The sequence below is a fragment of the Breoghania sp. L-A4 genome (assembly GCF_003432385.1).
In the GTDB taxonomy this organism is placed as follows: Bacteria; Pseudomonadota; Alphaproteobacteria; order Rhizobiales; family Stappiaceae; genus Breoghania.
The window spans coordinates 3,941,557-3,963,619 of sequence record NZ_CP031841.1 but is presented as its reverse complement, the minus strand read 5'-3'; the positions used below and the strand labels follow the sequence as shown (position 1 = coordinate 3,963,619).

Sequence of the window (22,063 nt, the reverse complement as noted above, 5' to 3'; positions counted from 1 at the left end):
ATTGCCTAGTGAAGTATCTATATAGAAATATATATGTATTTATGAAAATCATCACATGTTGTTCTGAAGATTATATTTAAGAAAAGTCGCTCCGGGTGACCAATATTTGGGCGGCTCCAGGGCGCCGCGGGAGTGCTTCACTCGCCGAGATTGACGATCTCGACGCGCCGGTTCTCGGCCGCGTCGGGGTGCTGGGGCTCTTCAGATGGGTTTCGCCGAAGCCGATGGCGATCAGCCGGTGTTCGTCGATGTTGAAATGCGACAGCAGGTAGTCGCGCACCGCCAGCGCGCGCCGCTCCGACAGATCGGCGTTATAGGCGTCGCTGTCCACGGCATCCGTGTGGGCCGTTCAGCGCGACACGGACGTGCGCCAGCATCGGATCCGACAAGGCGGTTCCAAGGGCTGAGAGATCGGCATGCGAGGCCCGTTCGATGTCGGCGGAATCATAGGCGAAGTTAATCTCGATATCGATGCGCGGCAGATCGTTGTCGGTGACAATCGCGTGCGCCTTCTGCTTCATCTCGATGCGCAGCCCGCGTGTGGGCAGCGTGCGCAAGAAGTGGGAGTCCTCATCTGTTATGCGGGCGGGCGGCGGCGCCAGGGATCGTGTCTTGGCCGCGGGCTTCGGTGTCAGCGAGCGCAGAATCTCTTCGGTGCTGGCGCCTGCGGCGAGCGCGGGACCATTTGCGGCGCAAAGACAAAGAGCGAGGACACTGAGGGCGCTGATGCGTCTGCGGATGGTCGGGCGTTGCGGCATGGATCTTCCTCTTGGCTTCCCTGGCGTTGTTCTCGTGCAGCATGATCGCCAGGCCGCGCGACGGCGGCTGGTGCGACCTCTTGACCAGCGCGCGGGCCTGTTTGGCCGAAAGTCGACCCTTGCCTAGCCCGTGCTCCTTGCAGTTGAGCAGCAGCGTCTCATTGTGTGCCGGGGTGTCGAACACCAGCGCGCCGACTGAGGAGTCCGGGATCGTGCGCGGTATGCCCGCCTCCAGGAACGGCTGGCCGATCATCTGTTGCGGGATCACCTCGACGTTGCCGTCCGCCTCCACATAGAAGATCTGCAGCTCGCAGGCGTGGTTGGCGGTGACATCGAAGCTCACGCTCTCGTCGACGAAGACGTCGGTGTTGCGCACGTCGATGGACAGCTTCAGCGCGCCGCCGCTGTCGGGATCGGTGCGGTAGGCGTCGTCGCGGTAGCCGGCGTCCTTGTAGTCGGGCACAGCGTGAGCGCAGGCCATCTCCACGTCCGCATCGAGCGGATCGAGGTTGAGGATCGGCTTGATCAGCCGCGCGAACTGCTGCTCGACCTCGAAACGCGGCACGCGGGAGCCGCCCTTGAGCTGGTTGGTCCAGTCAATCGCGAAGCTGCGACCGTCGCATCCTGCACCCGCTGCACCGCGGTTTCGAACTCCTCGAGCGTCATTTCGAACTCCGCCGCCAGCATGTCGGCGTCCGTGTCCAGCCCCAGGTCAGCGTGCGCGGGGTGTGGCATTCGCCGCAGGCGCCGACGTTCTCCACTAGATAGCGGCCGCGGCTCATCTGCGAGCTATCGCCGGGCTGGAAGGCGGGGGTGTCGAAATTGTTGCGCTTCCACAGCGAGATCGTGGCGTTGAGGTTATAGGGGAAGGAGATCTCGTGCCGCGGCGCCGTGTTGTCGGACGGCGTCAGCGTCTCGGTGTAGGCCTTGATGTCGAGCACGTCCTGCGGCGTCATCCCCGCATAGGCGGCGTAGGGAAACACGGGATAGTAGTTGCGGCCGTCGGGCGTGACGCCGTTGATCACCGCGTTGAGGTAGTCGGCGTTGCTCCAGCCGCCCGTGGCGCTCGGATGGGCGGTGCTGTTGGGGACATGGAAGGTGCCGATGTAGGTGTCGAGCTTGAGACCGCCGGCGGGAAGCGCGAGATCATTGCCCGCGGCGTGGCAGGCGAGGCACCCGGTGGCGTTGGCCATGTAGCGGCCGTTCCCGACATCGGCCTGATAGGTGGCAAACGCTTCGGGCTCAAACAGATCGCGGGCCGCGGCGGGAGCGGACTGCGCGGCAAGTGCCAGGACGCCGGCCAGAATCGCGGGGGCCGCTTTGGCGAAATGCGCCGCCGCCGCGATAGTCGTGTTCAACGATGTGACGTCGAAATTGGCGAGTTCACCCGCCAGCCGGTCAAGTGCCGCGGTGCCGACCGCTTCATCTTCATCGCGCACGCAGTGGACCAGGTGCACGCGGCGCTCGGCATCTCGCGCAGGCGCTCGGCCATGGCGAGGAACGGCGTGATGCCGATGTCGCCGGCGACTCAGAGCTGGGTGTCACCGCCGCGCTCGAAGTTGAAGCGCCCGTGACCGCCCTCGATCTGGATCCGGTCGCCTTGCTTGAGTCGATCGCGCAGCCGCCGGGTGAAATCGCCGACCGGCTTGATGGCGAAGCGGATGGAGGCGTCGGCCGCGTCGCCAGGAACTGGTTCAGGGCCATGGCGACAAACGCGGTCGAGGAGGCCGCGAGCGAAATCCACGTTGGCAGGCCCGTATGGCTGGCGGCGGGAACCGACAGCAGCGTGGCGATCACGCACAGGCCAAAAACAATCAATGCCCCAACAGACAACCCTCGCGAGGGTACCACTTCCGTTGGTGCGCGCACGGGGCGGGCAGCGGCGCGATACCAATTCTCCGGCACCATTCCTTTATTGGGTCGGAGCCGCGATATGCTGGAAACCGATGTCTGCCGCGCGACCTCGCCGGATACGCTTACCATCGGTATTTCACATATCAATAATTCGATGTGTTGCGGCGGTTCGGCAACCAAAAATTGCGTATCGACCCTCAGGGGCCTTTCAGTCGCCAGACGTGGCTTCGCAATGTTGGGCGATCAGCCCGTCGAGATAGTCCGCGGCGTCGTCGCCCTTCAGCGATTTGTCCCACAGCGTGCGCGCGATGTCCTCGTGCAGGGTCAAGGCCTCCGGCGCGGAGGTGATCAGGCCGACGCCCACGTGCACATTGGGCTGCTCGCCCAGCCGGAACGGGCTGATGGCGAGCACCGAGCGATTGGGCTGGCGGAAAATCTGGAAGCCGATCGCGGGCGTCGACTGCTGCACGATGCCGATCTGCACGCCGATCGGCTGCTTGCGCAGCAGGGCGGTGATGTGGCGCGCCTCGCGGCAGGCCATCGCGCGGCGGTCGCGCTGCAAGGCATGCGGCATGGCGCCGCCGGCCACAAGTCCGTGCTGCAGGAAGCGTTCGAAGTCGGCCGAGGTGATCAGGCTGACGAGCAGTTGCCGCCGGCGCCGGTAGGCTTGCTTGCGTTGCCGCAGGATATCCAGCAGCCGGGCGATCTGTTGCGATGTCTCGGTGTTGGCGCCGCCGGCATCGCGCTCCAGATCCTGGAACACCTGCTGCAGCATCTCGTCGTAGTCGTCGGATGTCAGCAGGTAGGAGACGGGGCCGAACAGGCCGATGATCTGCTCGCTGTCCTCCTCGATCTGACGCATGCGCTCGAAGAACGCCACCGCGTTGTCGACGTATTCGACACCCACGCCGAGCAGGTTCGGCAGCGAGACGCCGAGCACCCGCGCGATGCTGGTCAACGTGTCGATCTTGCGGATATCGCCTTTTTCCACCCGGTACAACGCGGCGCGCGAAATGCCCAGCCGCGCGGCCAGTTCTTCGGGCGAGATATTCCGTCCCATCCGGTACGCGTTGAGCCGGGCGCCGATATCCGAATAGTTGATGTCGTCGGCCTGCCCGTCTGCGGCGGCTGTCCGGTCGCGAAGAATATCCACTGGTGTCGTTCGGCCTCTGCGGTGTGGGGCGGCGTCCGCTCCGCGTGTTTCCAACGCATGCGGATCGCGGATGCCGCGGCAGATTATCACAATAATGATATGGAAATGCAAAAAATCTCATTTTTGAGATTTTCGTTGACTCCCCTGTTTCAGCGGCGCTAGCTTCGCTGCTTCACTTGGGTCGTGACCCAGCTCCAGAGCCTCAGGAAACATGAGATTTCCCATGAACAGCATCAGCCGTCCTCTCGCCGCCCTCGCCGTCGCCGGATTGACCGCCCTTGCGGGTCTGCCTGCGCACGCCGCCGAATTCACCGCCAAGATCGGTCATCTTGAGTCCGCTCAGCAGTCGCGCCACGTCTTCCTCGAGAAGGTCGCCGCGCTGGTTTCCGAGCGCACCAAGGGAGCCGTCGAGTTCCAGCTCTTTCCGCAGGGCCAGCTCGGCAACCAGCGCGAGATGACCGAGGGCGTTCAGCTCGGCGTTATCCAGGCGACCGTTTCTCCGGCCGCCTTCCTCGGCGGGTTCGATCCGGCCGTCTCCGTGCTCGACATTCCGTTCCTGCTGCCCGAAGACGAAGAAGTCGCCGCCAAGCTGCGCGAAGGCGACTTCGGCAAGGCGCTGCTCAAGACGTTCGACTCGCGCGGCGTCGTCGGTGTCGGCCTGTGGCCGAACGGCCGCAAGAATTTCACCTCCAACAAGCCGCTTGATGACATCGCGGCCTTCGCCGGCCAGAAGTTCCGGGTGATGGATTCCAAGATCCTCGTCGAGCAGTTCAACGCGCTGGGCGCCTCCGCCATTCCGCTGCCCTTCGGCGAGCTCTACACCTCGCTGCAGACCGGTCTCGTCGACGGCGAGGAAAATCCGCTCGACACCATCCAGCGGATGAAGTTCTACGAAGTCCAGAAGTACCTGGTGCTGTCCGATCATGGCGCGATGGAAGACGTGATCCTGTTCAACCCGACGTGGTGGAAGAGCCTGCCGGAAGAGTACCGTGCGGTGATCGCCGACACCTTCAATGAAGTCGTGCCGGAGCTGCGCGCCCACAAGGCGGCGGCCGTCGCCGAGGCGCTGAAGGTCATCACCGAAAGCGGCATCGACATCCGTGAGCTGTCCGCCGATGAGAAGGTCAAGATGCGCGAGTTGATGTACGGCCCGGCACGCGCTGCCTACATCGAACGCGCCGGCGATGAGGGCAAGGCCCTGATCGAGGCCTACGAGACGGCCTATTCCGAGCTCGCTTCTAAGTAAGCTGCTGTTTCTTGCGGCGGCGGGAGCCATCTCCCGCCGCCGTTTTCGTTTTACGCCGCGCGTGCGGCCCGGTCATTCCGGCCGGTCTGGCAACCAGGTGGACATCATGACGCCGCTAGCGATCCTGAGAACGGCCGAGCGCGTCTTTCTCGTCACCGTCTTTTTGTTGATGGTCGTGCTGTTCTTTCTCAATGTCGTCGTGCGCGAGGCGGGCGGCAGCTACGCCAGTGATTTCGCCTGGATCGAGGAAGCCGTGCGTCTGATGAACATTTTCCTGGTGTTCGGCGCGCTGGGTCTGGCGCTCGAACGCGGCCGGCATGTGGGCATCGACACGCTGCGCAACGCGCTGCCCACGGGAGCGCGCCGGCTGGTGCTCAAGCTGATCGACCTGGTGGGGCTCGTCTTCGCGCTTTATCTCACCGTGCTGGCATGGCGCATGGTGGTCTTTGTACTCGGCACGGGTCAGCGCAGCCCGACGCTCGACATTCCCATGGGCTGGATCTACGTGGCGCCGCTTGGCGGCTTCGCCCTGCTGGCCCTGCGCCATGGCCTGTCGCTGTTCGGCATCATCGACCGCTTCTCCGCACCGGATAATGTTGACGATCAGGCGACCGCCGGGGAGTCACACTCATGATTGTCCTGGTTATCGGGCTTGCCATATTGCTGCTCGTGCTTGGTTTCGAGATGTTCCTGGTGCTCGGCGTCTCGGCGATCGCCACCAAGGAAGCCTTCTACGCGGCGATTCCGGATCCGGCGCTGGTGCAGAAGCTGATCGGCGGCATCAATCACACGACGCTGCTGGCGATTCCGTTTTTCATCTTCGCGGCACAACTGATGGGCTCCGGCCAGATCGCCAGCCGTCTCGTCGGTCTGGCGCGCGCGTTCGTCGGCCACACATCGGGCGGCATCGGTCACACGGCCATCGGCGGCGCGATGGCCTTCGGATCGGTCTCGGGCTCGGCGCCGGCCACCGTTGCGGCGCTTGGCCGGATGATCTATCCGGAAATGCGCGCCAGCGGCTTTTCGCAGAAATTCAGCCTCGGGCTGATCGTCTCCAGTGCCGAGACCGCCTTGCTGATCCCGCCGTCCATCACCTTCATCGTCTACGGCTGGATGACCGGCTCGTCGATAGCGCGGCTGTTCGCCGGCGGTCTTGCGGTGGGCCTCGTGCTGGGGCTGGCCTTCGCCGTTCTGGTGATGATCGAGGCCAAGCGCAGCGGCATTCGCGCCACCGAGCGCACCTCGTCGCGCGAGCGGCTGCAGGCGCTGATCGCCGCGGGCTGGGCGCTTGGCATGCCGGCGATCATCATCGGCGGTATCTACTCGGGCACCTTCACGCCGACGGAGGCCGCCGTGGTCAGCGTCGTCTACGCCATCTTCGTGGAGACGGTGGTCTATCGCGATCTCGGTTTCGGCAAGCTCTGCGAGGTCACCGAGCAGGCGGCGGTCTCCACCGCAATCATCTTCATCCTTCTGGCCTTCGGCGGGCTGCTATCATTCTTCGTCACGCTGGCGCAGGTACCCACCCAGATCAGCCAGTTCCTGGCGCTGATCGACGCGGGGCCGATCACCTTCCTGCTGGTGGTCAACGTCTGTTTCCTGATCGCCGGCATGTTCATCGATCCCAACTCGGCGCTGCTGATCCTGGTGCCGCCGCTGTTTCCCGTGGCGACCGCGCTGGGCATCGACCCGATCCACTTCGGCATGATCGTCACGCTCAACATCTCGCTGGGCATGATCACGCCGCCCTTCGGGCTCGACATCTTCGTCGCCTCCTCGACGCTGGGCAAACCGGTGATGTCGATCATCCAGGGCGTGTGGCCCTTCATCGGCGCCAATCTCGTGGTGCTGCTGATCGTCACCTACGTGCCCGAAATCTCCCTGTTCATCCCGAATCTCATCTTCGGATAGGAAGCACAGCATGACGCTCGCCGTCCTCGACCGCGCCTCCCGACCGGACGCGGAACGCCCTCGTATTTTCGAAACCGACTGCCGGGTCAAAAGCAACACGCCGGTCAACGGCGAGTACCGGCTGATGGTGCTCGACGCGCCGGCCGAGATCCTCGACTGCAAGCCGGGCCAGTTCTTCCACCTTCTGTGCCCGACGCGCGGCGCGCTGCAGCCTTTCCTGCGCCGGCCGATGAGCATCTACGGCTACGACGCGGAAGCCGGCGAGCTGCAGTTTCTCTACAAGGTCGCGGGCGAGGGCACCGGCGCCCTGGCGACGCTTGCACCCGGCGAGACGCTGAATGTGCTCGGCCCGCTCGGTCATGGGTTCGAGATCGCTGATGACTGGAAAAACCTTCTGCTGGTGGCGCGCGGCGTGGGGCTTGCGACGCTGGCGCCGCTGGCGCAGGAAGCGCGCCGGTTGAGCCGCGGACTGACCGCCATCTGCAGCGCGCGCACACCGGAGCTGCTGATGTCGATCGACTATTTCGAGGCGCTCGGCACCCGCATCATCCCGGTTACCGACAGAGAGGGCACGTCGGGCATCGACAATCTGCGGACGATCATCGAGGCAGAAATCGCCGGCCCCGGCGTCGATGCGCTCTACACCTGCGGCTCCAATCGCCTGTTGCGGCTGTTGCAGCAGATCGGCGCCGAGCACGGCATTCCCGGCCAGATCGCCCTGGAACAGCAGATGGCCTGCGGCATCGGCATGTGCCAGTGCTGCGTGCGCCCGTTCCGCCGCGACGGCGGCATCGTGCAGGAGCGCGTGTGCAAGGAAGGCCCGGTGTTCGATTTGCAGGAGGCCGTGGCATGCTAGATCTTTCCGTTCGCCTGGGCGCGCTCGCGCTGAAAAACCCGGTCATGCCGGCCTCGGGCACGTTCTCCGAGGATCTGGCGCGCGTCTTCGATCTCGATCTGCTCGGCGCGCATGTGACCAAGACGCTGACCCGCGAGAAGCGCGGCGGCAATCCGACCCCGCGCGTGTGCGAGGTGCGCGGCTCGATGCTCAATTCCATCGGCATCCCGAGCAAGGGCGTGGACGCCTTCAAGCGCGACATCCTGCCGTTCTACGAAGCCTACGAGGCGCCGCTGGTGGTCAGCATATCGGCGGGCAGCGTCGACGAATTCGCGACCCTCTGCGCGGAGATGGATCTGCCGGGCGTTGCCGCCATCGAGGTCAACATCTCCTGTCCCAATATCGAGGAGGACGGCAAGGCCTTCTCCATGCGGCCGTCGACCACGCACGCGGTGATGAAGAGGCTGCGCGGCGTCACCAACCTGCCGCTGTGGGCCAAGCTGTCGCCGAACACCGGCGAGACCAGCGAAGTGGCGCGCGCGGCGGAGGACGCCGGCACCGATGCGCTCGTCGTCGCCAACACGCTGCTGGCCATGGCCATCGACATCCGCACGCGACGGCCCAAGCTGGGCAACCTGATGGGCGGTCTGTCGGGTCCGGCGCTCAAGCCCATCGCGCTGCGCATGGTCTATCAGTGCGCCCGTTCGGTCGCGATTCCGGTGATCGGCTGCGGCGGCATCTCCACCGTCGAGGACGTCGTCGAGTTCCTGATCGCGGGCGCCACAGCCGTGCAGGTCGGAACCGCCACCTTCACCGAGCCGAATGTCATGCCCCGCCTTATCCGTGAGCTGGAGACCTGGCTCGCCGCGGAAGGCCTGAGCTCCGTGAGCGATCTGATCGGCTCCGTGCAGGACGGCGAGGCGGCGGAAGGCCTTGTGTTCATGGAGGCCGCGCCATGAGTGCTGTCGCAACGCAAGCTCAAGCTATGGACGCGGGCATGCAGCCGTTCGAGACGATGGCGGCAGGACTGTTTGACGAAATCGCGGAGCGCAGCCGCGACGTCGCCGGCGTCAGCCGCCCTGCGTTCTCGCAAGTCGAGACCGAGACGCTGGAGTATCTCGCCGATTTCGCCCGCGCGCAGGGACTTTCCGTGCGCTGGGACGCCGGCCGCAACCTGGTGTTCTCGCTGCCCGAGGATGCCGACGCGGAGCAATCCGTGCTGGTTGGCTCGCATGTGGACAGCGTGCCGCAGGGCGGCAATTTCGACGGGCTCGCCGGTGTCGTCGCGGGGCTTCTGTGTCTCGTGCGCGCGCGGCGCGAGGGCGTGCGCTTCGCCCGACCCGTGCACGCGCTGGCCATGCGCGGCGAGGAAAGCGCCTGGTTCGGCCCGTGCTACATCGCGTCCAAGGCCCTGCTCGGCGTGCTCGGCGAGGAGGAACGGTCCGCGCCGCACAAGGGCGACGGGGCGACGCTTGACGAGCACATGCAACGCGTCGGCATCGACATGGAGCCGGTGCGCCGGGGCGAGGCGCTGATCGATCCAGCGTCGGTGCTCACCTACATCGAGCTGCACATCGAGCAGGGGCCGCTACTGGTGGAAAAGAACCTGCCGGCGGCGGTGGTCTCCGGCATTCGCGGCAATTTCCGCCACAAGCGCGTGCGCTGCATCGGCGAGGCGGGACACTCCGGCGCCGTGCCGCGCTCCTACCGCCGCGATCCGGTGCTCGCCATGGCGGATCTTCTGACCCGGCTCGACGAGAGCTGGCTGACGATCGTGCAGAAGGGCGACGATCTCGTGCTGACCGCCGGCATGGTCGCCACCGACGTGGAAAGCCACGCGCTGTCGCGCATTCCCGACAAGGTGGACTTCAGTCTGGATATCCGCAGCCAGAGCGCCCAGGTGCTCGACGACATGGGCGAGTTGCTGCGCCACGAGATGCGGACCATCGAGCGCGAGCGCAAGGTGCGCTTCGAGCTCGACGGCGCTCTGCGCACCGAACCGGCGCTGTGCGCTCCCGCGGTTGTGGAGGGTTTGACGCAGGCCGCCACGCGGCTGGGGCTGGAACCGTTCGTCATGCCGTCCGGCGGCGGTCACGACGCGGCGGTTTTCGCCAACGCCGGGGTTCCCACGGGCATGGTCTTCGTGCGAAACCGCAATGGTTCGCACAATCCGGCCGAGGCGATGGAGATTTCGGATTTCCTCGCCGCGACCGCGATCATCTATGACTACCTGCTGGAGTCCCCCGCATGAGCGCCGTCACCGAGCTTGAAATCCGCCGTCCCGACGACTGGCACCTGCATCTGCGCGCCGGCGCCATGCTCGACGGCATCACCCCTTCGACGACCGCGGATTTCGCCCGCGCCATCATCATGCCGAACCTGGTGCCGCCGGTGGTCACCACCGCGGACGCCGAAGCCTACCGCACGCGCATCATGGCCGCGGTGCCGCAAGGCGATACTTTCGAGCCGCTGATGACGCTCTATCTGACCGGGGTCACCGATCCCGACGATGTGGCGGCGGGCGCGGCGTCGGGCCTCATCAAGGCGCTGAAGCTCTATCCGGCGGGCGCGACCACCAATTCCGAGAGCGGCATCCGCGACATCGAGACCGCCTATCCGGTGCTCGAGCGCATGAGCGAGATCGGTCTGCCGCTATGCATGCACGGTGAGGTCACAGATCCCGACATCGACATCTTCGACCGCGAGGCGGTGTTCATCGACCGGGTGCTGATCCCGCTGCGCGCGCGCTTTCCCGACCTGCGCATCGTCATGGAGCATGTCACCAGCCGGCAGGGCGTGGACTACGTGCGCTCGCAGGAGAAGAACCTGGGGGCGACGCTGACGGTCCATCACCTGATCATCAACCGCAACGCCTATCTGGTGGGCGGCATCAAGCCGCATTTCTATTGCCTGCCGGTCGCCAAGCGCGAAACGCACCGGCTGGCGCTGCGCGAGGCGGCGACCTCGGGCGATTCGCGCTTCTTCCTCGGCACCGATTCCGCGCCGCACGCGGACCCGGCCAAGGAATCGGCCTGCGGCTGCGCGGGTATCTTCACCGCGCCCACGGCGATGTCGTGTCTGGCGCATGTGTTCGAGCAGGAGAATGCGCTGGATAAGCTGGAAGCCTTCGTTTCCCTCAACGGACCAGCCTATTACGGATTGCCGGTCAACGAGGAGCGGCTGCGGCTGGTGCGCGGCGAGGCGCCTTTGGAGTGGCCGAAACGGGTTTCCACGGGCGCCGGGCCGGTCACCGTGTTCGATCCCGGATTCCCGCTCTTTTGGCGCGTGGAGAAAGGTGCTAAGGGCTAGCCGTTTTAACGCCCGCATCGATCCGCCCTGAGAGGACCCGCCGATGATCTCCAATGCTTTCCCGGACAAATCGCTGATCGCCGAGATGACGGCGAAAATGCTGCTCGAGATCAAGGCCGTCCATTTCCGTGCCGACAAGCCGTATATGTTCACATCCGGGCTTGCCAGCCCGGTCTACATCGACTGCCGCAAGCTGATCTCCTATCCGCGCATCCGCAACACCTTGATGGATTTCGCGGCCTCGATCGTCCTGCGCGACATCGGCTTCGAGCAGATCGACGCGGTGGCGGGCGGTGAGACGGCGGGCATTCCCTTCGCGGCCTGGATCGCGGACCGGCTCGACCTGCCGATGCAGTATGTGCGCAAGAAGCCGAAGGGTTTTGGCCGCGACGCGCAGATCGAGGGTGACATTTCCGAGGGCCAGCGCGTGCTGCTGGTCGAGGATCTGACGACGGACGGCGGCAGCAAGATCACCTTCTGCGAGGCGTTGCGCCGCGCCGGCGCGGAAGTCACCGACACGGTGGTGGTGTTCTACTATGACATCTTCCCCGAAACCCGCGAGAACCTGCGCAAGCACGGCCTCAACCTGCATTCGCTTGCCACGTGGTGGGACGTGCTGAAGGTCTGCAAGGACAACGGCTATTTCGATCCCGACACGCTGCGCGAGGTCGAGGCGTTTCTCAACGAGCCGCTGAAGTGGTCGGGCGAGCATGGTGGGGTCACGGAAATTTCCGCCTGATCTCCGCGACATTGATGATGGTTGAGGCCCGCGCATTCCCGGAATGGCGCGGGCCTTTTCATGCTTGCTGGCGGCCGAAATCCTGGGCGATCCATTCCGCGAAAATGGCGGCGGCGACGGGCAGGCTGCGGTTGCGCATCTGGCAGAGCACGAGATTTCCCGGGCGGATGTCGCGCGGATCGATCGGCCGGGAGGCAAAACCGTCCCCCAGCATCAATCCACGAGCCGACGCTGCTGCTGCTCGACGAGCCCTTCGGCGCGCTCGACCAGTTCACCCGTGAGGAACTGTGGGAGGTGATGCAGAAGCTGTGGCTGGCGCAGAAGCCCACCGTGCTTCTGGTGACCCATGACCTGACTGAGGCCGCGTATCTGTCGTCGCGCATCTGCATCATGCAGGCCCGCCCGGGACGGATCATCAACGATCAGCCGGTCGACTTCGCCCGGCCGCGCACGATCTCCATGACGGCCACGCCCGAGTTCGTCACCCTCAAGGACAACCTGCGCACGGCCATCGTCTCCGCGCGGGCAACTGGTGCATGACCATGACCGAGCACGCCCGCCGCCGATTGCTGTCGCTTCTCTGCATCCTCGGCTTTTTCGTCTTCTGGGAATTCATGTGCGTCGGCCTTGCCGTCAGCGAACTGGTGCTGCCGCGCCCAAGCGCGGTGCTGGTCACCCTGGTCGACAGGTTCCCCGCGATCCTGCCGCACGCGGTGCAGACCATCTACACCACCCTGCTGGGGTTCGGCTTCGGCATCCTCATCGGGCTGTTCCTCGGCATGCTGATCGGCTCGTCTCGGCTCGCCTACGACGTGGGTTATCCGCTGCTCGTCGGTTTTTCGTCGATCCCCAAGGTGGCGCTCGTGCCCATCCTGGTGCTGTGGTTCGGCGCGGGAACCGTGCCTGCGGTGCTCACCGCCATGGTCATGTCGGTGTTCCCCATCGTGGTGAATGTCGCCACGGGTCTGGCCACCACGGAACCAGAGCTGGAGGACGTGATGAAGACGCTTGGCGCGTCCAAGCTGGAGATTCTTTGGAACGTCAGCCTGCCGCGCACCATGCCGTATTTCTTCGCCTCGCTGAAAGTCGCGGTGACGCTGGCCTTCGTCGGCACGGTGATCGCCGAGACGGTCGCCTCCAACAAGGGCATCGGCAATCTGATGATGATCGCCTCGTCCAACTACAACGTGCCGCTGGTGTTCGCCGGGCTGTTCGTGCTCTCGGCGCTGGGGGTTTCGCTCTACCTCGTCTTCTCGCTGATCGAGGCGCGCGTCACCGGCTGGACCAAGCGCCGCGACGACTTCTCCGTCGCGGGCTGATACCCGTCTCCCGCCTTCCACCATTCCTGAATGAAAGACCATCCATGTCAGACGATCTGAAGATCACCGCGGGCCCGTTCACATTCGCCGCACGGCTGGAGAGCGGCCTTGCGCCCAAAACCTGCACGACGTTCCGCAAGCATCTGCCGTTCAAGAGCCAGCTCGTGCATGTGCGCTGGAGCGGCGAGGGCGTGTGGATCCCGCTCGGCGAGAAGGATTTCGGCCTCGAATATGAGAACCACACCAGTCATCCCGCGCCCGGTCAGTTCATCTTCTATCCCGGCGGCATCAGCGAGACCGAGATCCTGCTCGCCTACGGCGGCGTCGCCTTCTCCTCAAAGATGGGACAGCTCGCGGGCAACCACTTCATCACGGTGACGTCGGGTCTTGAAAACCTGCCCGAGCTCGGCCGGCTGGTTCTGTGGGAAGGCGCCCAGGACATCGAGATCGCTCTGGCGTGAACATTGCGGCCGCAATGACGGCCGTGCCGGACCGGTTGTCGCCGGTTATGTCGGGGATCCGGCCGGTGCGGCCGCCAGCAGCGCAGCAATGTCCTCGCGCAGATACCGGTCGACGGTCTCGTTCTGCAGGCCGTCGATCGAGATGAACTGTGTGAAGCGGGCGTTCTGCAGATGGAACAGGCTCTGACCAAGGATGTCGAGATCGACCAATGCGTTGACACGCCCGCGGGCGCGCAGTTTTTCGAGAATTTTTGCCATAAGGCGCGCCAGCTCGCGGTCGAGTTGCGCGTAGGCGCGGCCGAACTGCGAGTCGCCCTCGACGATGCTCGCCGCGATAACCTGACGCCACACCGGCTTGGTCAGGAACGACAGCGCGTGCTCGCGAATGGTCGCGGCAAAGGCCGAGAAGGCCTCGCCGATGGTGTCGGGCGGATCCGATAGCAGCGCATCCATGCGCTCACGCAGCAGCGCGTCACTTTCCGCCACCAACGCCAACAGCAATCCCGTCTTCGTGCCGTAGTAGTTGTAGACGGTGACGCTGGAGACCTCGGCCTGGGCCGCAATGGTCTCGATCGTGGTGGTCTCGAAACCGCTTTCCACGAATTGTTCCCGCGCCGCCTGCAGGATGTTGCGACGGCGATTTTCCTTCTGGCGTTCGCGCAGGCTCGACATGGGGCGTGATCCGGTGGTTCGAAAAGGCGTGGGTCTGTCATAGCAGCAAAAATTTAATGTTGCCAAAATTTTTGTAGACTAAAAATTTTTTATGTGACTAAATTTTATTGCATGAGCCAGCCATTCCGGAGTCTGCGAACAATGACGAACAAGGTCCTGTCTTTCATCGGTGCGGCCGCCATGGCGGCGTCGCTCCTCACGTCTTCCGCGCAAGCGAAGGACACCATCAATGTTGGGATCTGCGTGTCCTGGCCGGGTTACGCGATGCTCGAGGTCGCCCGGCAGAAGGATCTGATCCCGGACTATGATCTCAACCTGACGATCTTCGAGGACCCGCTGGGCGGCCACGCCGCGCTCGCCGCCGGCCAGATCGACGTCTACGGCTGCACCGCGGACTACATCCCGCTGACCGTGGACCGCGGCACGGATGTCGTGAACGTCGCCTTCATGAACCCGTCCTACGGCGTGGACCACATCATCCTGGCGCCGGACGTCGAGGCCGCGGATCTCGAGGGCAAGAAGGTCTCCGCACCACAGGCCTATATCGGTCACTTGCTGATGGGCCTTTGGCTCGACAGCCAGGGGATCACGCCGGACAAGGTGGAGTGGGTGAACCTCAACGCCGACGAGGCGGTCGGACCGATGCTCTCCGGCGATCTATCCGCTGCCTACATGTACGAGCCCTGGATTACCAAGGTGCTCGAGGCGATGGACGGCGCGCGCAGCGTCGTCAACACCTCCGACCCGGCCATGCTCAAGACCGGCATCTTCATGGACTCGCTGTTCATGAACACGAAATTCATCGCCAACGACCGCAAGGCCGCGCTCGCCGTGCTCAAGGCGCGGTGGGACGGGCTGGGCTACTGGCACGACCACACCGAAGAGACCAACGCGCTGATCGCCGAGTATCTGAAGTGGCCGGCCGAGGACGTGGGTTTCGTCATCGGCACCAACGGCAAGAGCTTCGAGGGCGGCATCTACATGTTCGACTTCGATGAAGCGGCGCGCATGTGCGGCGTTCTCGATGGCGACCCGCCGTTCGGTCTCGCCAACGATTCCATGGCCGACGTGGTCTCGCTGACCAACAAATGGTGGATCAAGCTCGGCCTGATGACCAACATGGTCGAGGCCGCGAAGGGGATCGATTGCAGCCTCATGGGTGATCTGGTCGAGAGTGGCTATCGCCAGTCCTTCACCGCCAACTAGGATACCGGCGCGGCGCGCGCCATGCGCCGCGTCTCTTTCCCGCAATGCCGACAGCCTTCGAGGCCTCCATGTCCGACCCTTCTCGAGGAAAATCCCGGCAGTCCGGCTTCCTGCAGATCCGCAAGCCGATATCGAAGACCCAGATGATCGTCTCGGCGATCGGCATATGGGCGGTTTTCTTCGGCATCTGGGCGGCCGCGTCGGCCGCCGGCATGGTCAACGACCTGCTGGTTCCCGCGCCGCAGAAGGTACTGGTCACGATCTATGAGCTGTTCGCCGAACGCGGTTTCGCAAGCGACGTGCTGATCAGCATCGGAAGGGTGTTCGCGAGCTTCCTGGCGGCCTCGCTGGTCGCCGTGCCGCTTGGCGTGATGATGGGCGCGTTCCCGGCCTTCGAGGGCATCGTCAATCCGTTTGTCTCCGCCTGGCGCTATCTGCCGGTGCCATCCTTCATTCCCATCCTGCTGATGTGGTTCGGCACCGGTGAGACGCCCAAGCTGGCGCTGCTGTTCATCGGCGTGGTGTTCTTCCTCATCACCCTGGTGATGGACCACACGAGGAACGTGCGACACGAACTCGTGGAGACGGCGATGACTTTGGGCGCCAGCCGGCGTGTGACCGTCGGCTGGGTGATCCTGCCCGCCGTGCTGCCCGACATCGTTGTCGCCATGCGGCAGATGCTCGCCGTCACCTGGACCTATCTGGTGATCGCGGAAATCGTCGCCTCCACCACCGGCATCGGCGCGATGATGATGCGCGCGCGTCGCTTCCTGCACACAGACGAGATCATGGCCGGGATCGTGGTGATCGGCGCGCTGGGCCTGATCTGCGATCTGCTGTTCGTACGCCTGCATCGCTGGCTGTTCCCCTACATCGAGGAGAAGCGGCGATGACGTCCGCGCCCCAGCCCGAGCGCCCCGCGATCCTGACGCTCGACGATGTCGGCAAGATTTTCGACATCGGCAAGGGCCGCACGGTGGAGGCGATCTCCGGCGTGTCCTTTGAGGTTCGTCGCAACGAGATCTGCGTGATCCTGGGTCCGTCCGGCTGCGGCAAGTCGACGGTCTTGCGGATGATCGCGGGTCTCGAGGCGCCCACCTCAGGGGATCTGGTGCTCGAGGGGCGGCGTATCGAAGGGCCGGGCCGCGACCGCGGCATGGTGTTTCAGGCCTATACGTCTTTTGACTGGCTCAGCGTGCGCAGGAATGTCGAGTTCGGCATGAAGGTGAACGGCGTGGCCGCGGCCGAACGACGCGACCGCGCGGCGCACTACATTCAGCTGGTCGGGCTGACGAAATTCGCCGATGCCTATCCGTCTCAGCTTTCGGGGGGCATGCGCCAGCGGGTCGCCATCGCCCGAACGCTCGCCAACGATCCCGAGCTGCTGCTGATGGACGAGCCGTTTGGCGCGCTGGACGCGGAAACCCGCTGGCACATGCAGGAACTGCTCGTCGAAATCGCCGAGAGCGCGGAGACCACCATCGTGATGGTCACCCACGACATCGAGGAAGCGATCTTCCTCGCCGACAAGATCGTCTTCATGTCGCGCCACCCGGGCCGCGTGAAAACCGAGATCGTGCCGGAGTTCAAGCAGGGCCGGCGGATCGCCGACAAGGAACAGGTTATCGGCCTGCCCGGCTACAGCGATATGGAACGCCAGATCATGCGCCTGATGCGCGACGAAGGCGCCCGGGACTGAACCGCCTGAACAGAACAAGGAAAATTCATGACCGATACGGTGATGATGTCGGAAATGACCTGGCCGGAATATGCCGCGGCGCTCGAAACCAACCCGGTGGTGTTTCTGCCGACCGGAGCTTTGGAGCAGCATGGCCCGCATCTGCCGATGTCGGTCGACTACCTGCTGCCCTCCGCGATCGCGCGCGAGATCGCGACGGAAGTTGGCGGCGTTGTCGCCGCGCCGGTGACCTATGGCTACAAGTCGATGACGCGCTCTGCCGGCGGGCCGTTCTTTCCCGGCAGCACCGGGCTGGACGGCGCCACGCTGTCGGCCGTGGTGCGCGACGTGATCCGCGAGCTTGTGCGGCACGGCGCGCGGCGCATCTGCGTGCTCGACGGGAACTACGAGAATCTGTGGTTCCTCAATGAGGGCATCGATCTCGCCATGCGCGAGGTGGGCGACAGGGGTGTGCGGGTCATGTGCCTGCAACACTGGGAGTTCCTGACCGAGGAGACGCTGACGGCGGTGTTCCCGGACGGTTACCCCGGCATCGAGCTGGAACATGCCGCGGTGCTGGAAACCTCGCTGATGATGAACTTCCATCCCGAACTGGTGCGGTTCGACAAGGTGCCCGACAATGCGGCCGCGGATGCGCCGTGCTACGACGTCTGGCCGCCGCGCCGTGAATGGGTCGCGCCGGAAGGCTCGCTGGTCTCCGCCAAGGGGGCGAGCCCGGAAAAGGGCGCGCTGATCGCCGCGCAGTACCGGCGCGATATCACCGCGGCGGTGCGCCGCGAGTTTTTTGAGCTGGGCTGAGGCGATATGGGCGCGACATTCGATTTCTCAAAGCAGACGGTGCTCGTGACCGGCGCGAGCCGCGGCATCGGCTACGGCATCGCCGAAGGCTTCGCGGCAGCCGGGGCGGAACTAATCGTGCTCGCCGAGGACGACGCCATTCACGCGGCGGCGGACCGCTTGGCTCACGGCGCGTCAGGATCCGTGCGCGGCATTGTCTGCGACATTTCTGACCGCGCGGCGGTGGCGGACGCCTTGTCCGGCATCGGGCGCCTCGACGTGCTCGTCAACAACGCCGGGCTGGAACGCGCGACGCCGCTGGGCGACGCCGATCCCGCCATCGACGAGACGTTCGCCCGCGTCCTGGCGATCAACGTGGCGGGCACCAACAATGTCACCCGTGAAATGGCCGGCCGGATCGCGGACGGCGGCCGCATCGTCGTCACCTCGTCGATCTGGGGCAAGACGGCGGTGCCGGATTTCTCCGCCTATATCGCCTCCAAACACGCGCTGATCGGGCTGACCCGCACATGGGCGAAGGAACTGGGGCCGCGCGGGATCACGGTCAACGCCGTCTGTCCCGGATGGGTGCGGACGGAAGCCTCTATGCGCTCGCTCGATGTCATGGCGGCAGCCACCGGCGCGGACCGTCAGGCGCTGCTTGACGAGATCGTCGGCGGGCAGGCGATCGGCGGGCTGATGGAACCGGCCGACATCGCGGGACTGTATCTGTTTCTCGCCAGCGACGCGGCAGCGAACATCACCGGTCAGGCGATCAACGCCGATCGGGGCGAGGTGATGGTATGAGCGGAAGTCTCTCGGGCAGGGGGAGTCTCGCGGGCCGCACGGCGCTGGTCACCGGCGGATCGCGTGGTATCGGCCGGGCGATCGCGCTGGCCTTCGCGCGCGAGGGCGCCAATGTGGCCATCTGCCACCGCGATGACACCAGCGCCGAGAAGGTGATCGAGGAGCTGCGTGCTGCCGGCGCGCACGCCATCGAGATCGTCGCGGATGTGTCGCGGGAAGATCCTGTGCTGGCGATGTTCGCGGAAATTGCCGAGACCTTCGGGACGCTCGACGTCGCGGTGAGCAACGCCGGCATCCTGCGCGAGGCACCTTTGCTCGAGACCTCGGCTGCGGACTTCGACGCGGTTGTGGCGGTCAACCTGCGCGGCAGCTTTCTCGTTTGCCGGGAGGCGGCGCGGATGATGCTGGCGCGGCCCGAAACGGCCCCCGCCGGCCGGATCATCACGATTTCGTCCGACCTGGCCTTCCTGGGCCGCGAGGAGATGAGCGCCTACAGCGCGTCCAAGGGCGGCATCGTCTCGCTGACCCGGTCTCTGGCGCGCGAGCTTGCGCCGAGAATTCTCGTCAACGCGATCGCACCGGGTCCGGTGGACACCGACATGACCTCGGCGGAGACCATGAGCGCCGAGGCACTGGCCAAGGATCTGGCGACGCCATTGGCGCGGCTGGCGCGGCCGGAAGAGATCGCCGATCTGGCGGTGTTTCTCGCCGGCGACGGCTCCAGTTTCGTTACCGGGCAGTGCTATGGCGCCAATGGCGGCAGCGCGATGTATTGAATGCCAACCTTTCGGAGATTTCGATGAGCGATCCTTTCTACCATCCCGTGTCGGGCTTCGACCTTCCCCGTTATGCCGGTATTCCGACCTTCATGCGCCTGCCGCATGTGGATCTCGACGATCCGCGCATCGCCGAGGTCGCGATCGGGCTGATCGGTGCGCCGTGGGACGGCGGCACCACCAACCGGCCCGGCCCGCGCCACGGCCCGCGCCAGTTGCGCGATCTCTCCACCATGATCCGCGCCGGCAACGGGGCCACGGGCATCCGGCCGTTCGAGCTGGTCAATTGCGCCGATCTCGGCGATGTTGCGCCGAACCCGGCGGATCTGATGGACAGTCTGGAGCGCTTTTCCACCTTCTACGGTCGCGTCAAGCAGGCCGGGATCGTGCCGCTCACCGCCGGTGGCGATCACCTGTGCACCTTGCCGATCCTGCGCGGGCTGGCATCGGATGCGCCCGTCGGCATGATCCATTTCGACAGCCACACCGACCTGTTCCACAGCTACTTCAACGGCTCGATGTACACCCACGGCACGCCGTTCCGCCGGGCGGTGGAGGAGGGGTTGCTGGATCCAAATCGCGTGGTGCAGATCGGCATTCGCGGCACGGCCTATGACACCGAGGACAAGGATTTCGCCAAGTCCGTCGGCATCCGGCTGATCATGATCGAGGAGTTCTTCGCTCGTGGCGTCGAGGACGTGATGGCGGAGGCGCGCGCGATCGTCGGTGATGCGCCGACCTATGTGTCCTACGACATCGACTTCGTCGATCCGGCGTTCGCGCCCGGCACCGGAACGCCGGAAGTCGGCGGGCCGAACTCGTTCCAGGCGCTGCAGGTGGTGCGCGAACTCGCCGGCGTCAACATGATCGGCGCGGATCTCGTCGAGGTCTCGCCGCCGTTCGATGCCTCCGGCGGCACCGCGTGGCTTGGCGTCTCGATCATGTTCGAACTGCTGTGCGTCCTGGCCGCGTGTGCCGCTGCGTCCTGAGACACGACGGCCCGCGAGAGGCTGTCTGGGACCCCCTGGTTCATGGTCCGCTCTTCGCTCGCCTCCGCGCGTCGTTTCATGGCCTTGCAACGGCAGGAAAAGCGCGCGGCGCGGCCGTTTCGGCGCACATGCACGAACGGGCCTTGCCGGTGGCGCGCAGGCGGCGCCGGGAGGAGGGGGTATGCAATTTGATTGAACGGCTCGCCGGATTGCGCATACAAGTCCCGCCGGGGAGGACTTTAATGAGCGTCTTTGACGAGCCGAAGATCGATTGCCACGCCCACGTGCTCGATCCCGCCCGCTTTCCATACAGCCCGCAGGTCGCCTATCACCCCTCGGGTCAGGAAATCGGCACGACCGCGCAGCACCTGGAGGTCATGAAGACCTTCGGGACCCATCACACGTTGCTGGTGCAGCCCAACTCGGGCTATGGCGGCGACAACGGCTGCATGCTCGACGCGCTGCGCAGCTATCCCGATGTCTTCAAGGGCGTGGCCGTCGTGGATCTAGATGCGGGAGTGGATACCCTGTCCGCGTTGAAGGAGCAGGGGGTCATCGGCATCGCCTTCAATCCGACGTTTCACGGCGTCGACTATTACCGCGATGCCGGCGCGCTGATCGGGAAGCTCGCCGAGCTCGACATGTTCCTGAACCTTCAGTACGAGCACGACCAGCTGCGCGCGTTCGTTCCGTGGATCGAGACGATCCCCGTCAGGGTTCTGATCGATCACTGCGGCCGCCCGACGGTGAAGGACGGCCTGAACCAGCCCGGGTTCCGCACGCTGCTCGATCTCGCCCAGACCGGGCGGGTTCACGTCAAGCTTTCCGGCTACAACAAGTTCTCTGACGCCGCCTATCCGTTCGCGGACTGCTGGCCCTATGTCCGCGCGCTCGTCCAGGCATTCACGCTGGACCGCTGCCTGTGGGCGTCGGACTGGCCGTATCTGCGCGCCACGGACCGTCAGGATTACGGACCGCTCGTCAGACTGGCCGAAACCCTGTTCCCGGATCCGGCCGATCGCCGAAAGCTGTTTTGGGAAACGCCCAGGCAGTTGTTCGGCTTCGGCGGGTGATCGTGCCGTGCTGACCCTCCGCCAGATCGAGGTCGTGCGGGCCATCATGGTGACCGGCACGATTGCGGGCGCGGCCAAGCTGCTCAACGTATCGGCGCCCGGCATCAGCCGGTTGATGAAATACACCGAGGACAGCCTCGGCGTGCGGCTGTTCAACCGGAGGCACGGGCGCTTCGTGCCGACTCCGGAGGCGCGCAATATTTTCGATCTGCTCGACAGCATCCACCGCAAGGTCGAGGACCTGCAGGTGGCGATCGGCCGGCTGGGCAGCGGCGATGGGCGCGCGTTGAGTTTCGCCTCCGTGCCAAGCATCGCCAACGTGATGGTGCCGCGCGCGGTGGCGAAGCCCGCGGTCACACAACGGCTGAACGACGCGGCCAGGCTTGGTCTCAAGACCCAGACCGGCGAGGAAATGGCGCTGGCCCAGGTTTCCATCCAGTTGCGATACCTGCGCTTTCAAGCGGACACGGCGAAGGCGC

At 65.0% G+C, this 22,063-nt stretch carries 26 protein-coding genes and 2 pseudogenes; 20 read left to right on the top strand and 8 right to left on the bottom strand.

The genetic code is table 11. The features are described 5' to 3' along the window. Nucleotides 1–76: 76 nt before the first annotated feature. The 6 genes from D1F64_RS18165 to D1F64_RS18140 form a co-directional block, all read right to left on the bottom strand. The gene (locus tag D1F64_RS18165) at nucleotides 77–331 is read right to left on the bottom strand and encodes an OmpA family protein (RefSeq protein ID WP_117413562.1); all 255 of its coding nucleotides are present in this window, start codon (nucleotides 329–331) and stop codon (nucleotides 77–79) included. After that, the gene (locus D1F64_RS18160) at nucleotides 312–557 is read right to left on the bottom strand and encodes a hypothetical protein (protein ID WP_117413561.1); all 246 of its coding nucleotides are present in this window, start codon (nucleotides 555–557) and stop codon (nucleotides 312–314) included. The genes D1F64_RS18165 and D1F64_RS18160 overlap by 20 nt, the downstream gene beginning before the upstream one ends. A gap of 13 nt (nucleotides 558–570) precedes the next feature. Further along, the gene (locus tag D1F64_RS18155) at nucleotides 571–1,323 is read right to left on the bottom strand and encodes a DUF4384 domain-containing protein (protein WP_117413560.1); all 753 of its coding nucleotides are present in this window, start codon (nucleotides 1,321–1,323) and stop codon (nucleotides 571–573) included. 97 nt (nucleotides 1,324–1,420) lie between these two features. Further along, nucleotides 1,421–2,197 (bottom strand): cytochrome c, encoded by a 777-nt coding sequence (locus D1F64_RS18150; protein WP_162901635.1) that lies wholly within the window; start codon nucleotides 2,195–2,197, stop codon nucleotides 1,421–1,423. An 89-nt stretch (nucleotides 2,198–2,286) separates the two neighbouring features. Further along, entirely contained in the window at nucleotides 2,287–2,502 is a 216-nt protein-coding gene (locus D1F64_RS18145) for a hypothetical protein (RefSeq protein WP_117413558.1), read from the bottom strand. 318 nt (nucleotides 2,503–2,820) lie between these two features. Further along, nucleotides 2,821–3,765: a helix-turn-helix transcriptional regulator gene (locus D1F64_RS18140; RefSeq protein ID WP_248304505.1), complete on the bottom strand. Its 945-nt coding sequence runs from the start codon at nucleotides 3,763–3,765 to the stop codon at nucleotides 2,821–2,823. Nucleotides 3,766–3,988: 223 nt separating this feature from the next. Between D1F64_RS18140 and D1F64_RS18135 the strand changes: the two genes are divergently transcribed. The 8 genes from D1F64_RS18135 (at nucleotide 3,989) to D1F64_RS18100 (ending at nucleotide 11,805) form a co-directional block, all read left to right on the top strand. Then, the gene (locus D1F64_RS18135) at nucleotides 3,989–5,011 is read left to right on the top strand and encodes a TRAP transporter substrate-binding protein (RefSeq protein ID WP_117413557.1); all 1,023 of its coding nucleotides are present in this window, start codon (nucleotides 3,989–3,991) and stop codon (nucleotides 5,009–5,011) included. Between the two features lie 106 nt (nucleotides 5,012–5,117). Continuing rightward, nucleotides 5,118–5,645, top strand: coding sequence for a TRAP transporter small permease (locus D1F64_RS18130; RefSeq protein ID WP_117414702.1), 528 nt, complete (start codon nucleotides 5,118–5,120; stop codon nucleotides 5,643–5,645). Beyond that, nucleotides 5,642–6,922 carry a TRAP transporter large permease gene (locus D1F64_RS18125; RefSeq protein ID WP_117413556.1) on the top strand — a complete coding sequence of 427 codons (1,281 nt, stop codon included), beginning with the start codon at nucleotides 5,642–5,644 and terminating at the stop codon, nucleotides 6,920–6,922. The genes D1F64_RS18130 and D1F64_RS18125 overlap by 4 nt, the downstream gene beginning before the upstream one ends. A gap of 10 nt (nucleotides 6,923–6,932) precedes the next feature. Beyond that, nucleotides 6,933–7,778 (top strand): dihydroorotate dehydrogenase electron transfer subunit, encoded by an 846-nt coding sequence (locus tag D1F64_RS18120; RefSeq protein WP_117413555.1) that lies wholly within the window; start codon nucleotides 6,933–6,935, stop codon nucleotides 7,776–7,778. Continuing rightward, nucleotides 7,772–8,716, top strand: a complete 945-nt coding sequence (locus tag D1F64_RS18115) for a dihydroorotate dehydrogenase (RefSeq protein WP_117413554.1) — start codon at nucleotides 7,772–7,774, stop codon at nucleotides 8,714–8,716. The genes D1F64_RS18120 and D1F64_RS18115 overlap by 7 nt, the downstream gene beginning before the upstream one ends. After that, entirely contained in the window at nucleotides 8,713–10,008 is a 1,296-nt protein-coding gene (locus tag D1F64_RS18110; protein WP_248304504.1) for a Zn-dependent hydrolase, read from the top strand. The genes D1F64_RS18115 and D1F64_RS18110 overlap by 4 nt, the downstream gene beginning before the upstream one ends. Further along, nucleotides 10,005–11,066, top strand: a complete 1,062-nt coding sequence (pyrC, locus tag D1F64_RS18105) for a dihydroorotase (RefSeq protein WP_117413552.1) — start codon at nucleotides 10,005–10,007, stop codon at nucleotides 11,064–11,066. Before D1F64_RS18110 ends, pyrC begins: the two co-directional genes overlap by 4 nt. A 43-nt stretch (nucleotides 11,067–11,109) precedes the next feature. Next, nucleotides 11,110–11,805, top strand: a complete 696-nt coding sequence (locus D1F64_RS18100) for an orotate phosphoribosyltransferase (RefSeq protein WP_117413551.1) — start codon at nucleotides 11,110–11,112, stop codon at nucleotides 11,803–11,805. Between the two features lie 58 nt (nucleotides 11,806–11,863). Here the strand turns inward: D1F64_RS18100 and D1F64_RS23545 are convergent, their stop codons facing one another. Next, on the bottom strand, nucleotides 11,864–12,022 hold the full coding sequence (locus D1F64_RS23545) for a hypothetical protein (RefSeq protein WP_162901199.1): 159 nt from the start codon (nucleotides 12,020–12,022) through the stop codon (nucleotides 11,864–11,866). Here D1F64_RS23545 and D1F64_RS18095 point away from each other — a divergent pair. From D1F64_RS18095 to D1F64_RS18085, 3 genes and pseudogenes are all read left to right on the top strand, one after another. Further along, nucleotides 12,016–12,345 (top strand): annotated as a pseudogene (locus tag D1F64_RS18095) (ABC transporter ATP-binding protein); the annotation flags it as partial. The gene D1F64_RS23545 and the pseudogene D1F64_RS18095 sit on opposite strands and share 7 nt — an antisense overlap. Before the next feature lie 2 nt (nucleotides 12,346–12,347). After that, the gene (locus tag D1F64_RS18090) at nucleotides 12,348–13,124 is read left to right on the top strand and encodes an ABC transporter permease (protein ID WP_117414701.1); all 777 of its coding nucleotides are present in this window, start codon (nucleotides 12,348–12,350) and stop codon (nucleotides 13,122–13,124) included. 44 nt (nucleotides 13,125–13,168) lie between these two features. Beyond that, nucleotides 13,169–13,585, top strand: coding sequence for a DUF3830 family protein (locus D1F64_RS18085; RefSeq protein WP_117413550.1), 417 nt, complete (start codon nucleotides 13,169–13,171; stop codon nucleotides 13,583–13,585). A gap of 45 nt (nucleotides 13,586–13,630) precedes the next feature. Here the strand turns inward: D1F64_RS18085 and D1F64_RS18080 are convergent, their stop codons facing one another. Continuing rightward, the gene (locus D1F64_RS18080; RefSeq protein ID WP_117413549.1) at nucleotides 13,631–14,257 is read right to left on the bottom strand and encodes a TetR/AcrR family transcriptional regulator; all 627 of its coding nucleotides are present in this window, start codon (nucleotides 14,255–14,257) and stop codon (nucleotides 13,631–13,633) included. 141 nt (nucleotides 14,258–14,398) lie between these two features. On the opposite strand from D1F64_RS18080, the gene D1F64_RS18075 reads away from it, so the two are divergent. The 9 genes and pseudogenes from D1F64_RS18075 to D1F64_RS18035 all read left to right on the top strand — a co-directional run. Beyond that, nucleotides 14,399–15,463, top strand: a complete 1,065-nt coding sequence (locus tag D1F64_RS18075; protein WP_162901634.1) for an ABC transporter substrate-binding protein — start codon at nucleotides 14,399–14,401, stop codon at nucleotides 15,461–15,463. A 68-nt stretch (nucleotides 15,464–15,531) separates the two neighbouring features. Next, nucleotides 15,532–16,356 carry an ABC transporter permease gene (locus D1F64_RS18070; RefSeq protein ID WP_117414700.1) on the top strand — a complete coding sequence of 275 codons (825 nt, stop codon included), beginning with the start codon at nucleotides 15,532–15,534 and terminating at the stop codon, nucleotides 16,354–16,356. Next, nucleotides 16,353–17,162: an ABC transporter ATP-binding protein gene (locus D1F64_RS18065; RefSeq protein WP_117413547.1), complete on the top strand. Its 810-nt coding sequence runs from the start codon at nucleotides 16,353–16,355 to the stop codon at nucleotides 17,160–17,162. The genes D1F64_RS18070 and D1F64_RS18065 overlap by 4 nt, the downstream gene beginning before the upstream one ends. Nucleotides 17,163–17,189: 27 nt before the next feature. After that, the gene (locus D1F64_RS18060; RefSeq protein WP_117413546.1) at nucleotides 17,190–17,960 is read left to right on the top strand and encodes a creatininase; all 771 of its coding nucleotides are present in this window, start codon (nucleotides 17,190–17,192) and stop codon (nucleotides 17,958–17,960) included. A gap of 6 nt (nucleotides 17,961–17,966) precedes the next feature. Beyond that, on the top strand, nucleotides 17,967–18,746 hold the full coding sequence (locus D1F64_RS18055; protein ID WP_117413545.1) for an SDR family NAD(P)-dependent oxidoreductase: 780 nt from the start codon (nucleotides 17,967–17,969) through the stop codon (nucleotides 18,744–18,746). After that, entirely contained in the window at nucleotides 18,743–19,522 is a 780-nt protein-coding gene (locus D1F64_RS18050; RefSeq protein WP_117413544.1) for a 3-oxoacyl-ACP reductase family protein, read from the top strand. Before D1F64_RS18055 ends, D1F64_RS18050 begins: the two co-directional genes overlap by 4 nt. Nucleotides 19,523–19,545: 23 nt before the next feature. Next, entirely contained in the window at nucleotides 19,546–20,511 is a 966-nt protein-coding gene (locus D1F64_RS18045; protein ID WP_117414699.1) for an agmatinase, read from the top strand. Nucleotides 20,512–20,753: 242 nt separating this feature from the next. After that, complete coding sequence (locus D1F64_RS18040; RefSeq protein ID WP_117413543.1) at nucleotides 20,754–21,584, top strand: amidohydrolase family protein; 831 nt, start codon at nucleotides 20,754–20,756, stop codon at nucleotides 21,582–21,584. A gap of 7 nt (nucleotides 21,585–21,591) precedes the next feature. Next, nucleotides 21,592–21,930 (top strand): annotated as a pseudogene (locus tag D1F64_RS18035) (LysR family transcriptional regulator); the annotation flags it as partial. Between the last annotated feature and the right edge of the window lie 133 nt (nucleotides 21,931–22,063).